The sequence below is a fragment of the Serratia sp. FS14 genome (assembly GCF_000695995.1).
Classification (GTDB): domain Bacteria; phylum Pseudomonadota; class Gammaproteobacteria; order Enterobacterales; family Enterobacteriaceae; genus Serratia; species Serratia nematodiphila.
Genome location: NZ_CP005927.1, coordinates 1,406,281 through 1,418,932, shown reverse-complemented (window position 1 = coordinate 1,418,932; position 12,652 = coordinate 1,406,281). Strand labels below are relative to the sequence as shown.

Sequence of the window (12,652 nt, the reverse complement as noted above, 5' to 3'; positions counted from 1 at the left end):
CGCCCATCAACCGGTTCTTACATCACGTAATGCGACAAAATTACTGAGCAGCTCATGTGTTTCGACCAGCGGCAGACCGACCACTGCGTGATAACTCCCGGTTATCGTTCTGACGAAACAACCACCCTTTCCTTGAATTCCATAGGCGCCCGCCTTATCCATCGGTTCGCCCGTAGCAATATAGTCGCGGATATCCTGTTGTGACAGGCTGCGGAACGTCACGTCGGTCACCACCAGCTGGCAACGCACGTCGTGGCGATCGGCGATCGCCACTGCCGTCATCACCTGATGCTGCTTGCCGGACAGGGCCGCCAGCATGTCCGCCGCATGGGCTTCGTCGCGCGGCTTCTCCAGCACCCGGCCGTTGAGCACCACGATGGTGTCGGCGCCCAGCACCGGCCGATCTTCCTGCGCCAGCGCCACGCCCGCCTTGGCCTTGTCCTGCGCCAGGCGGCGCACATAGGCTTCTGCGGCTTCGCCTTCCCGGCGCTGCTCTTCGGTATGCGTCAGCAGAATGTCGAACGACACGCCCAGCAGGATCAGCAGTTCACGTCGACGTGGGGAGCCGGAGGCCAGATAAAGCGAAGTCATTGATATACCCTTACTGTACGGCGAACTGACGGCGGATTTTACGCATCAACAGGAATAACCACGGCCACAAAATGCCGTTTACCACACTACTCCAGAACACCTCTGGGCGGAAAGAGACGTTGATCACTAAAAACTCAGCCCAGAACACCACCACATCCATCGACAGCGACAGCAACACGACAATAAGCGCCTGTTGCCACAGCGCCATATTGCGGAACAGTTGGAATTTGAACGCCACCAGATAGGCGATGATGCCCAGCGCCAGCGCGCGCACGCCCAGCGTGGAACCGAGGATCAGATCCATGATCAGCCCCAGCACGAAGCCGGTGCCGACGTTGACCCGATGTGGCAAAGCCATCACCCAGTAGATCAGGATCAGCACCAGCCAGGAAGGCCGGAACATGTAGATCTGCTCCGGCCACGGCATGATTTGCAGCACCAACGCCACCAGGAACGACAGCCAGATTATCCAGCGCCCGTGGCTGCGGTAGCTGTTCATTGCACCACCCCCGCCGCCGCGGGCTGAACCTGAGGCTGAGCAGAGGCCGGTGCCGTGGTTTGCGGCGCCACCCCGGTGGCCGGAGCCGGCAGCTGTGGCCCGACGGAACCGGCAGGCGGCAGCACCTGCGGCATCATCTGCATCAGGCGTTCATTGGCCACGCGGTGCACTTCGTCCGGCGGCAGCGGCATGTCGCCGTTGCGATCGGCGCCCCACAGCAACAACAGGTAACGCAAGCGCTGCAGACCGGCGGTCGGCCGCGCCTGAATCACAGTGTAAGCGCGTTGATTGTCGACCTTGACCGAAGAGACCACCGCCACCGGATACCCTTCCGGGAAGCGGCCGCCGAGGCCGGAGGTGACCAGCACGTCGCCAACGCGGATGTCGGTGTTGTTCGGCAGATGCTCCAGTTGCAGATCGTCGGCGCAGCCGCTGCCCGCAGCGATCACCCGAATATCGTTGCGCAGCACCTGGATCGGCAGCGCATGCGAGGCGTCGCAGATCAGCAGCACGCGGCTGGTGACTTTCGCCACCGCCACCACCTGACCGACCACGCCCTTGTCGCTGATCACCGGCTGGCCTTCATAGACGCCGTTGTCCGACCCTTTGTCGATCACCACCTGATCGCTATACGGATCGGAACCGGTGGAGATCACCTGGGTGACCATCTTGTGTTCGTCCTGACGCAGCGGAGAACCCAGCAGCTCGCGCAAGCGGGCGTTTTCCTGCTTGAATTGGCCAAGAAGAAGAATATCGCTGTTTTTCAGCAGCAGTTCCTGCCGCAGAGCGCGGTTTTCCAGCTCCAGCTGTTGGCGGGTGGCCAGCGTCTCTGACACGCTGTCCAAAACTTTACGCGGCCCGTTGGCCAGAAAATAGAAAGGGCTGACTGCGGTGTCCATGTAGTTGCGTATCTTCACGAACGTGCCGAGCCGGCTGTCGGCAACGATCAGGCCAATGGCCGCAATCACCGCCAAAAAAAGTCGCAGTTGCAGGGAAGGCCCCCTGCTAAAAATCGGCTTCATAAATTATGCGAGTTCCTCGACAACAGAAAGAGGAACCGTACCCGATTCTCGCTGTGCGCATTCATCCGATACGATTCCTCCTTCCAGGGGCTGACTATTCTTCGCTGAACAAATCGCCGCCGTGCATGTCGATCATTTCCAACGCCTTGCCGCCGCCGCGCGCCACGCAGGTCAGCGGATCTTCCGCCACTACGACCGGGATGCCGGTTTCTTCCATCAGCAGGCGATCGAGGTTGCGCAGCAGCGCGCCGCCGCCGGTCAATACCATGCCGCGTTCGGAAATGTCGGAGGCCAATTCTGGCGGGCACTGCTCCAGCGCCACCATCACCGCGCTGACGATGCCGGTCAGCGGCTCTTGCAGGGCTTCGAGGATTTCATTGGAGTTCAGGGTAAAGCCGCGCGGTACGCCTTCGGCCAGGTTACGGCCGCGGACTTCGATTTCACGCACTTCGTCACCCGGATAGGCAGAACCGATTTCGTGCTTGATGCGCTCGGCGGTGGCTTCGCCGATCAGCGAGCCGTAGTTGCGGCGCACATAATTGATGATGGCTTCATCGAAGCGGTCGCCGCCGATGCGCACGGAAGAGGAGTACACCACGCCGTTCAGCGAGATCACCGCCACTTCAGTGGTACCGCCACCGATATCCACCACCATGGAGCCTGTCGCTTCGGAGACCGGCAGACCTGCGCCAATCGCCGCCGCCATCGGCTCTTCAATCAGGAACACTTCGCGCGCGCCGGCCCCTTGGGCGGACTCGCGGATAGCGCGGCGTTCAACCTGGGTCGCGCCGACCGGCACACAGACCAGCACGCGCGGGCTTGGGCGCATGAAGCTGTTGCTGTGAACCTGTTTGATAAAGTGCTGCAGCATTTTTTCGGTCACGAAGAAGTCGGCGATCACGCCGTCTTTCATCGGGCGAATAGCCGCAATGTTGCCGGGGGTGCGGCCCAGCATCTGTTTGGCGTCATGACCGACGGCCGCAACGCTCTTTGGGGAGCCGGCACGATCCTGACGAATGGCAACCACCGAAGGTTCATTCAGTACGATGCCTTGCCCTTTAACATAAATCAGGGTATTGGCGGTACCCAAGTCGATGGACAAGTCGTTGGAAAACATGCCACGAAATTTCTTAAACATAACGAAAGGATAATCCTGCAAGCTGGGGGCGGAAAATAAAATCCGCCTACTTTACCAACCACACGAAGCAGCGACAAGGCGCAAAAACGTTCTACTTCGGTGAAAAATAGTCTGTATTGTTTCTGCTCGAATGCACGGAAATTGGATGAGGCCTGAATTCCCTGAACAAAGGCTCAGTTTACCACCCTGTCAACGCACGAAACGGCGTAACACAGCTCATAAAATCTAACATATTCCCTGATTGCCGCCGATGGTAAGTACCTACCAACGCCAACCAGATAAAAGCTGACAAGAGCCTATCTCAAATAGGCGTCGTTGTCGCAGGCAGATTGGAGAAAACTCCAAAATGACGGGTGACATGGCCCAGATGGATCCGGCGCTCATTCTACGTCAATTTTTGTCCGGCAATCAGCTTAAACGCGATAACGACGTGAATATTTTTTACGCCCCGCGTCGATCGGTTCCGGCGACGCGAAAAAGTCACCCTGCCCGCCGAGGATCCCACGCTCTTTCAGCGTCTGCCACTCGTTGCGCGTGCGTACGCTGGCGGCGAACACCTGCGCGCGCGTGCCCGCGCAGGCGCCGGTCAGGCTCTGCACGAACAGCTGGTTTTCGTCCCGCTTATCGATGCTCCGCACCAACCCCGGGTGGAGCTTGACGATCTCCACCTGCAGCGACTTGATATAAGACGTACTGACCACGGTTAAACCCGCTTTGGACACCGCAAGGCGGCAGCCCAGACCTGACAACAGCCTCAGCACCGGACGCAAACGGTCGATATGTTGACACACATCTGCCTCCGCAAGTTCAATCAGAATTCGCCGACGCTGACTTTTTTCGCACTGCAACAGCGTATCCCGCAGCCAGCGCTGGAAAGAGCGCTGCAAAATCGAGTCCACGCACAGTGGAAACGCCAGCGTTTCCTCGGGCCACTGCGCCAGCAAGGGAATGATGCGGCTCACCTGTTGGCGATCGTAGCTCTCCGCCAACCCCAGCTGCTGCACCAGCGGCATATATTCCGCCGGCAGCAATTCCTGGGTGCCGTCATAGATCCGGCTCATGATCTCGCGATGGTGCACCTCGCCTTCCACGGTCACCGCCGGTTTCTGATACAGCCGCGGGCCACCGCGCGCCAGCACCTGTTCCAGCAGCGTGCGCCACTTGACGCTGCCGCGCCCCTTTTCCGGCACCTGGCTGTCGTACACATACCACCCGTTTTCGCCCTGCAGCGTAGCGTGGCGCGTCGCCTGCTCCGCATAGTCGATCACCTGCTCGGTGGTTTGACCGCTGCGGTACGCCACGATGCCGATGTGCAGGAAGGCCTCGCGATCGATCAGCGCCGTGGAAGGCAAGGCATCGATGGCGTTGACCAGCTGTGAAGCGATGCCGTCGGCCTCCTTCAGGGTTCGATGCGGCAACAACACGGTAAAATCGCTGTGGAAGTAGCGCGCCAGCAGCGCCGACGGGTAGCGCATCACGAAGGTAGACAGCAGGTTGACCAGCGAATACATCAGCTCCTGCACCGCCACGCTGCCGTGCGTCTCGCGCAGGGTCTCGAAATCGGGCAGCCGCACCATCATCACGATGCCGTGCGAGCCTTCATCTTCCAGCTGAGTGGTCAATTGGTTATCGAAGAACAGGCGATTATTCAGCCCGGTTTTGGCGTCCTGCGCGGCGAAGGCGCGGATCAGCGTATCGACCCGGCTGCGCTCTTCCCGCGCTTCCGCCAGATCGGCCAGCAGGCGGTCGAGCGCGCCGCTGACGTTGGCCGGCCACTCACGCACGTCGCCCTGCATGACGTTTTCACGCTCGCCGTTCAGAATGCGCCGCGCGCGGCGTTCCAGACGATCTTCGCCGTCGGCCTGCTCACGCAGCCAGCGCAGGCTGAACAGCAAAATCACCACCATGACGACGATCGACAGCGTGACGGCGGCGGTGGATTGCAGCGTACGCACGTCGCTGGCGAAGGGATCGAGGTAGGTGATGTACAGCGTGCTGCCCGGGTGCTGCAACAGGGGGCGCGAGACCTGACGATAGCCGTTCAGCGCATCCCAGTGCTCTTTTTTGACCGTCGGCAATTTATAGTCGAGCAGTTGGCTGGTCCCGGCCTCTATGCGGATCGACACGATGCCGAGCGTGCGCATGACGATGGGCAACCATTTCTCCTGCTCCTGCGGCGGCTCGCTCAGCATGGCTTGATCGAGAGTGGTAACCAGCGAATCCAAGCGGCGCTCCTGGCGATCCTGGGTAACGTAAAAGAAGCTGTATGAGCATCCCATCAGCATCAAAAACATCGCCAGCGCGACCAACAGAGTGATCAATGCAGAGAGTTTGGTGGTAAATCGCATCCCTGTGCCTTGTCCGCTATGGTTAAGTGAGTGTTCACCCTTTAGCTAAAAGGGGCCGTCCAACCCTAACAAGCCTTGCTGAGGAATTAAACCTGCAAGCGCCGTTTTTGTCCTTTATCAGGACTTGGGCCGCTTATTATGCATATAGTCAAATAAATGTGATTCAGCCATTGATAGAAAAGTGTAAACGAGAGGAAGAGTGACATGCGTGCACTGTTATTGGAACAACAAGACGACCAAACTCTGGCCCATATCAAAGATATCGACAGCGATCGGTTGCCGGAAGGCGATGTTACCGTCGACATCAACTGGTCCAGCCTGAACTACAAGGATGCGCTGGCGATCACCGGCAAAGGCAAGATCGTGCGCAACTTCCCAATGGTGCCGGGCATCGATTTCGCCGGCACCGTGCGCCACAGCCGCGACGATCGCTTCAAAGAGGGGCAAAGCGTGGTGCTCACCGGCTGGGGCGTGGGCGAACACCACTGGGGCGGCCTGGCCGAGCAGGCGCGCGTCTCCGGTGAGTGGCTGGTGCCGCTGCCGAACGGGCTGGATGAGCGCAAGGCGATGATCATCGGCACCGCCGGCTTTACCGCCATGCTGTGCGTGATGGCGCTGGAGGAAGGCGGCGTGCACCCGGACGACGGCGATATCCTGGTCACCGGCGCCAGCGGCGGCGTGGGCAGCACCGCTATCGCCCTGCTGGCGGCGCTGGGTTACCGGGTGACCGCCATCAGCGGCCGCGACAGCAATACCGAGTACCTGAAAGCGCTCGGCGCCAAAGAGGTGATGTCGCGCGATGGCTATATCGACACGCCGCGTCCGCTGGAGAAACAGCTGTGGGCCGGCGCAGTGGACACCGTCGGCGACAAACTGCTGGCCCGGGTGCTGGCGCAGATGAACTATAACGGCACCGTCGCCGCCTGCGGCCTGGCGGGCGGTTATCAGTTGCCGACCACCGTGATGCCGTTCATTCTGCGCAACGTGCGCCTGCAGGGCGTGGATTCAGTGCATACGCCGCTGCATCGCCGCCAAACCGCCTGGGAACGGCTGTCCGGCATTCTGCCGGACAGCTTCTATCAGCAGGCCACACACGAAATCGCCCTCGAGCAGGCGCCGGCCACCGCCGCTGCGCTGCTGAACAACCAAATCACCGGCCGCACTCTGGTGAAAATCCGCTGACCTTCTCCCCTCGGCGACGGGGGGAGTTCCCGCTTCTGCGAAATTTCATATTTTCCCGCGCCCCCTCGCTTCCGGCCGGCTTTAGCGCCATGCTTATTTCATGGAGACCCGTTTGCCGCTTACAGGCGGCGGGAATCAGTCGCGGAGAACATAAGCATGAACAAACACCCGAAATTAACCGAGGCCGACGTCACGCCGGAGAGCGTGTTCCACCAGCGGCGCAAGGTGCTGCAGGCGCTCGGCATCAGCGCCGCTACGCTGGCGCTGCCTACCGGTGCGCGGGCGGACCTGCTGTCGTGGTTCAAGGGCAACGATCGCCCCAAGGCGCCGCCGGGCAAAGCGCTGGCATTCAGCAAACCGGCCGCCTGGCAGGCGCAGCTGGCGATGACGCCGGAAGACAAGGTGACCGGCTACAACAACTTCTATGAGTTCGGCCTCGACAAAGCCGATCCGGCCGCCAACGCCGGCGGGCTGAAAACCGAAGGCTGGAAAGTGCGCATCGACGGCGAAGTGGCGAAACCGATAACGCTGGATATCGACGATCTGATGAAGCGTTTCCCGCTGGAGCAGCGCATTTACCGCATGCGCTGCGTCGAGGCCTGGTCGATGGTGGTGCCGTGGATCGGTTTCGAGCTGGGCAAGCTTCTCAAGCTGGCCGAACCGAACAGCAACGCGCGCTACGTGGCCTTCCAGACGCTGTACGATCCGGAGCAGATGCCCGGCCAGAAAGATCGCTTTATCGGCGGTGGCCTGAAATATCCCTACGTCGAAGGGCTGCAGTTGGACGAGGCGATGCATCCGCTGGCGCTGTTGACCGTCGGCGTGTACGGCAAAACCCTGCCGCCGCAAAACGGCGCGCCGCTGCGACTGATCACGCCGTGGAAATACGGCTTCAAAGGCATCAAATCGATCGTGCATATCCGCTTGGTGCGCGATCAGCCGCCGACCACCTGGAACCAATCCGCGCCGAACGAGTACGGTTTTTACGCCAACGTGAATCCGCACGTCGATCATCCGCGCTGGTCGCAGGCCACCGAGCGCTTCATCGGCTCCGGCGGCATTCTCGACGTCAAACGCCAACCGACGCTGCTGTTTAACGGCTATGCCGATCAGGTGGCGTCGCTGTATCGCGGCATGGATCTGCGGGAGAATTTCTAAGTGCGCCTGACGCCTGTTCACATCAAATGGCTGAAAGCCGCCCTGCATCTGGCGGCGTTTTTGCCCTTTCTCTGGCTGGTACTGGCGGTGGATCAAGGCTGGTTCAGCGCCGATCCGTCCAAGGACATCCAGCATTTTACCGGCAGGATGACGCTGAAACTGCTGCTGGCCACGCTGATGATCGCCCCGCTGGCGCGCTACGCCCGCCAGCCGCTGCTGATCCGCTGCCGCCGCCTGGTCGGGCTGTGGTGTTTTGCCTGGGGCACGCTGCACCTGATAAGCTACTCCACGCTGGAGCTGGGGCTGAGCAATCTCGGCCTGCTGGGCAGCGAGCTGGTGAACCGCCCGTATCTGACGCTCGGTATCCTCACCTGGCTGATCCTGCTGGCGCTGGCGGCCACCTCGACGCTGTGGGCGATGCGCAAACTGGGCGCCAAATGGCAAACGTTGCACAACTTCGTCTATCTGGCGGCGATCCTCGCCCCCATCCACTATCTGTGGTCGGTCAAAACCTTTTCCCCCCAGCCGTTCATTTACGCGCTGCTGGCGGTGGCGCTGTTGGGCCTGCGCTACAAGAAATTCCGCGCCTGGTGGCGCTGAATCGCGCGGCGGCGCGCGTGATTGTCGTTGAAAAACGCACGCCGCCGGCGGGAACTTTTTCTGTGTTCCAGCGCTCATATTCCTGTCACGGAACCCCGAGTTGGTCGATTTGGGGTTGAATATCTTCGCTGATAAGACCAGTATTTAGCTGCGAATTGCTACGATATCGTTATAATGCCCGACCTTGTTTCTGTTCTCAGGGTGAATTTGCCCCTTAACAGGTGACAAATCGGTAACATCGGGTTATTTTCTACGATGATGGTTTTATTGCCGGAGATACCAGCACAATGGCGGATAAGTTTCACATTTTGCTTCTGAACGGCCCCAATCTCAATCTGCTGGGGACGCGTGAGCCGGAGAAGTACGGCAGCACGACGCTGACAGAGATTGTTAACGGATTGGAAAACCAGGCATCCGCATTGGATATTACCCTGAGCCATCTGCAGTCCAACGCCGAGCATCAGCTGATCGATCGCATCCATCAGGCGCGCGGCAACACCGATTTCATTCTGATAAACCCGGCGGCGTTCACGCACACCAGCGTGGCGTTGCGCGATGCGTTGCTGGCGGTGCAGATCCCGTTCATCGAGATCCACCTGTCCAACGTGCACGCCCGCGAACCTTTCCGCCATCACTCTTATCTCTCAGACGTAGCGGTAGGCGTGATTTGCGGCCTCGGCGCGGATGGCTACGCTTTCGCTTTACAGGCAGCGGTTAACCGTCTGTCGAAAACCCACTAATTGCTCCACAAAAAGAGTACGGAATCACACTCATGGATATTCGTAAAATCAAGAAACTGATCGAACTGGTTGAAGAATCAGGCATTTCTGAACTGGAAATCTCTGAAGGCGAAGAATCGGTTCGCATCAGCCGTGCCGCACCGGCGCAGGCTTATCCCGTCATGCAGCAGGCTTACGCGATGCCGGCACAGCAGCAGCCAGCCCTGGCTACCGCCGTTGCCACCGCGCCTGCGGCAGAAACCCCTGCAGCACCGGCGGCCGTGAGTGGCCACGTCGTTCGTTCCCCAATGGTAGGCACCTTCTACCGCACCCCAAGCCCGGACGCGAAAGCCTTCGTGGAAGTGGGTCAGAAAGTGAACGCCGGCGATACCCTGTGCATCGTTGAAGCCATGAAAATGATGAACCAGATCGAAGCGGACAAGTCCGGCGTCGTGAAAGCCATCCTGGTGGAAAACGGCCAGCCGGTCGAATATGACGAGCCGCTGGTCGTCATCGAATAACGAGGCGCCCCCATGCTTGATAAAATTGTTATCGCCAACCGCGGCGAGATCGCGCTTCGCATCCTGCGTGCCTGTAAAGAACTGGGCATCAAGACCGTTGCGGTTCACTCCGCGGCCGACCGCGATCTGAAACACGTGCTGCTGGCCGACGAGACCGTCTGCATCGGTCCTGCGCCATCGGTAAAAAGCTACCTGAACATCCCGGCCATCATCTCGGCGGCGGAAATCACCGGCGCGGTGGCGATCCACCCGGGCTACGGCTTCCTGTCCGAGAACGCCGACTTCGCCGAGCAGGTTGAACGCTCCGGTTTCATCTTCATCGGCCCGAAAGCCGAAACCATCCGCCTGATGGGCGACAAGGTTTCCGCGATCAACGCCATGAAAAAAGCCGGCGTGCCATGCGTGCCGGGCTCCGACGGCCCGCTGACCGACGACATGGATAAAAACCGTGCCTTCGCCAAGCGCATCGGTTATCCGGTGATCATCAAGGCCTCCGGCGGCGGCGGCGGTCGCGGCATGCGCGTGGTGCGCAGCGACAAAGACCTTGAGCAGTCCATCAACATGACGAAAGCGGAAGCCAAAGCGGCTTTCAACAACGACATGGTGTACATGGAAAAATACCTGGAGAATCCGCGTCACATCGAGATTCAGGTATTGGCCGACGGCCAGGGCAACGCCATCTATCTGGCCGAGCGCGACTGCTCCATGCAGCGCCGCCACCAGAAAGTGGTCGAAGAAGCGCCGGCGCCGGGCATCACCAGCGAAATGCGCCGCTACATCGGCGAGCGCTGCTCGAAAGCCTGCGTGGAAATCGGCTACCGCGGTGCGGGCACCTTCGAGTTCCTGTATGAAAACGGCGAGTTCTATTTCATCGAAATGAACACCCGTATTCAGGTAGAGCACCCGGTTACCGAAATGATCACCGGCGTGGATCTGATCAAAGAGCAGCTGCGCATCGCTGCCGGTCAGCCGCTGTCGATCAAACAGGAAGAAGTGAAGATCCACGGCCACGCGGTAGAATGCCGCATCAACGCCGAAGATCCGAACACCTTCCTGCCGAGCCCGGGCAAGATCACCCGCTTCCACGCGCCAGGCGGTTTCGGCGTGCGTTGGGAATCTCATATCTACGCCGGTTATACCGTACCGCCGTACTATGACTCCATGATCGGCAAACTGATCACCTTCGGCGAAAACCGTGACGTGGCGATCGCCCGCATGAAAAACGCCCTGGCTGAACTGATCATCGACGGCATCAAAACCAACGTTGAGCTGCAGCAGAAGATCATGAACGACGAAAACTTCCAGCACGGTGGCACCAACATCCACTATCTGGAGAAGAAGCTGGGTCTGCAGGAAACCTAAGGCAGCCACGCAGCATCGTCTGACGAAAGGCCGGTTAATCACCGGCCTTTTTCTTTTCTCGCGCCCGCCTGATTTTTTCGTTCAACCGCGCAAAATAGAATCAAATCTTCACAGATAACTTTCTCTTCACATTTATCCAGCTCTCCACCCACATCACCACTATAAATATAATAACCTGTTTTTAAACAAAAAATATTTAACTCATAGCTTACAAATAAATATTAGCAAGGGAAAAACTCAATCCATCGCATTTTCACACGCCATAAGCTTTAACAAAATTAACGTATTAATTACAAAGCTTGACCCCGATCACATCCGCTCGGTGATAGCCCGTGCTATTGTCGCCGTCGATCGAATGCAGCGCGCTCTTTTTCTCTTTTTATTTATCCTTTTTATTGACTTAGATGAGTAATGTCTTAATGAGCCATGTAACTGAATACGACCGTAAGCCCGTGTTTTCCCTGTACCACCGTGCTGACATGGAAACCATAAAAAGCATTAAGGAAAACGGGATTGAGAAGCTTTTGGGCGAAGTGAAGAATTTCCGCGCCAATGAGGAAATGAACCGCTTTATTCCCGAACAGGCACGCCTAGCAGTAAGCTGGGTGCGTCTGGCGAAAAACGAAAAGCTGGATGTGCATGTTCATCCAATATCTTCGCTGTATATCATTTGTGAAGGGGAAGCGATCCTGCTGGGAGACGGCGTTGACCGCCGGGCCGTTCCAGGCGATGTCATCTGCATTCCGCCAGGCGCGGATCACGGCTTCATCGGCGCGGGCGACAACGGCTACTGGGGGCTGTCAATCCAGTTTGAGGAGCGCGGGCTCTATGAAGATCCCAGCAAGCCGCTGGTGACTTTCGATCAAGATCCCTACGCTTACTACCATCAGCTTAAAGCGCATAACGCCCGCTACATCGAGCGCTACCAGGACAACCCGATCTTTACCGCATTCGCCAAGGATAAAACGTTCTCCGAGGCGAAAAAATCCTTGTTCCTGGACTACCTGCAGATCCTGTCCGATCAGTTCCAAAAAATGGTGCTGCTGCGTAGCGCACTGTGTGAAGACGTTCGCTTCTCGCGTTTCTTCAGTGAACATCTGAAAGAAGAATTCGGCCATGACGAGGTGCTGCGCAACAGCCGCGACAACCTCCAGGTTCGCGAAGACGCGATCTTTGAAGCACTGTGCATCTGGTTCAACCACCAGATGATCACGCTGGATAATCTGGAACAGGCTATCCTGGTGCACTTTGTCATCGAAGGTTCGGCTTTCGTGTTCTATAACAACATCAAACACGTGTTCGATCCGAGCAAACAGAACCATTTCGAGGATCACTCCGAATTCGATGGCGATCATCAGGAAGTGGATAAAGCGTTCTTCAAGGGGATGACCGAAGAACAATTCCAGCGTGTCAAAGCCGTACTCGATAAAGGGTGGAGTATGGTTGAGAAGCAGTATGCAAGACTGGCCGAACTGATCGAAGCATAAGCCGGGCAGGTCATCAGGAGCGGTC

At 58.5% G+C, this 12,652-nt stretch carries 12 protein-coding genes; 7 read left to right on the top strand and 5 right to left on the bottom strand.

Annotated features, from left to right (window positions below; translation table 11 throughout):
* Positions 1–6 precede the first annotated feature (6 nt).
* The 5 genes from L085_RS06485 to csrD all read right to left on the bottom strand — a co-directional run bounded on the left by L085_RS06485 (position 7) and on the right by csrD (position 5,598).
* Positions 7–591 carry a Maf family protein gene (locus tag L085_RS06485; protein WP_044030357.1) on the bottom strand — a complete coding sequence of 195 codons (585 nt, stop codon included), beginning with the start codon at positions 589–591 and terminating at the stop codon, positions 7–9.
* 10 nt (positions 592–601) lie between these two features.
* On the bottom strand, positions 602–1,090 hold the full coding sequence (gene mreD, locus L085_RS06480; RefSeq protein WP_004936918.1) for a rod shape-determining protein MreD: 489 nt from the start codon (positions 1,088–1,090) through the stop codon (positions 602–604).
* Entirely contained in the window at positions 1,087–2,112 is a 1,026-nt protein-coding gene (gene mreC / locus L085_RS06475; protein WP_028127540.1) for a rod shape-determining protein MreC, read from the bottom strand. The genes mreD and mreC overlap by 4 nt, the downstream gene beginning before the upstream one ends.
* A 94-nt stretch (positions 2,113–2,206) precedes the next feature.
* Positions 2,207–3,250, bottom strand: a complete 1,044-nt coding sequence (gene mreB, locus L085_RS06470; protein WP_003855260.1) for a rod shape-determining protein MreB — start codon at positions 3,248–3,250, stop codon at positions 2,207–2,209.
* 413 nt (positions 3,251–3,663) lie between these two features.
* On the bottom strand, positions 3,664–5,598 hold the full coding sequence (gene csrD / locus L085_RS06465) for an RNase E specificity factor CsrD (RefSeq protein WP_044030355.1): 1,935 nt from the start codon (positions 5,596–5,598) through the stop codon (positions 3,664–3,666).
* Between the two features lie 204 nt (positions 5,599–5,802).
* Between csrD and L085_RS06460 the strand changes: the two genes are divergently transcribed.
* The 7 genes from L085_RS06460 to L085_RS06430 all read left to right on the top strand — a co-directional run bounded on the left by L085_RS06460 (position 5,803) and on the right by L085_RS06430 (position 12,627).
* A complete protein-coding gene (locus tag L085_RS06460) occupies positions 5,803–6,780 on the top strand; it encodes an MDR family oxidoreductase (protein ID WP_044030354.1) in 978 nt (325 codons plus the stop codon).
* Positions 6,781–6,936: 156 nt separating this feature from the next.
* Entirely contained in the window at positions 6,937–7,938 is a 1,002-nt protein-coding gene (msrP, locus tag L085_RS06455; RefSeq protein WP_044030353.1) for a protein-methionine-sulfoxide reductase catalytic subunit MsrP, read from the top strand.
* Positions 7,939–8,538 carry a protein-methionine-sulfoxide reductase heme-binding subunit MsrQ gene (gene msrQ, locus L085_RS06450; RefSeq protein WP_004936895.1) on the top strand — a complete coding sequence of 200 codons (600 nt, stop codon included), beginning with the start codon at positions 7,939–7,941 and terminating at the stop codon, positions 8,536–8,538.
* Between the two features lie 287 nt (positions 8,539–8,825).
* Positions 8,826–9,278 carry a type II 3-dehydroquinate dehydratase gene (gene aroQ / locus L085_RS06445; protein WP_004936891.1) on the top strand — a complete coding sequence of 151 codons (453 nt, stop codon included), beginning with the start codon at positions 8,826–8,828 and terminating at the stop codon, positions 9,276–9,278.
* A gap of 32 nt (positions 9,279–9,310) precedes the next feature.
* Positions 9,311–9,778: an acetyl-CoA carboxylase biotin carboxyl carrier protein gene (gene accB / locus L085_RS06440; RefSeq protein WP_004936889.1), complete on the top strand. Its 468-nt coding sequence runs from the start codon at positions 9,311–9,313 to the stop codon at positions 9,776–9,778.
* A 12-nt stretch (positions 9,779–9,790) separates the two neighbouring features.
* Positions 9,791–11,140, top strand: coding sequence for an acetyl-CoA carboxylase biotin carboxylase subunit (accC, locus tag L085_RS06435; protein WP_004936886.1), 1,350 nt, complete (start codon positions 9,791–9,793; stop codon positions 11,138–11,140).
* Between the two features lie 419 nt (positions 11,141–11,559).
* Positions 11,560–12,627, top strand: a complete 1,068-nt coding sequence (locus L085_RS06430; RefSeq protein WP_004936880.1) for a cupin domain-containing protein — start codon at positions 11,560–11,562, stop codon at positions 12,625–12,627.
* The last annotated feature ends 25 nt before the right edge of the window (positions 12,628–12,652 follow it).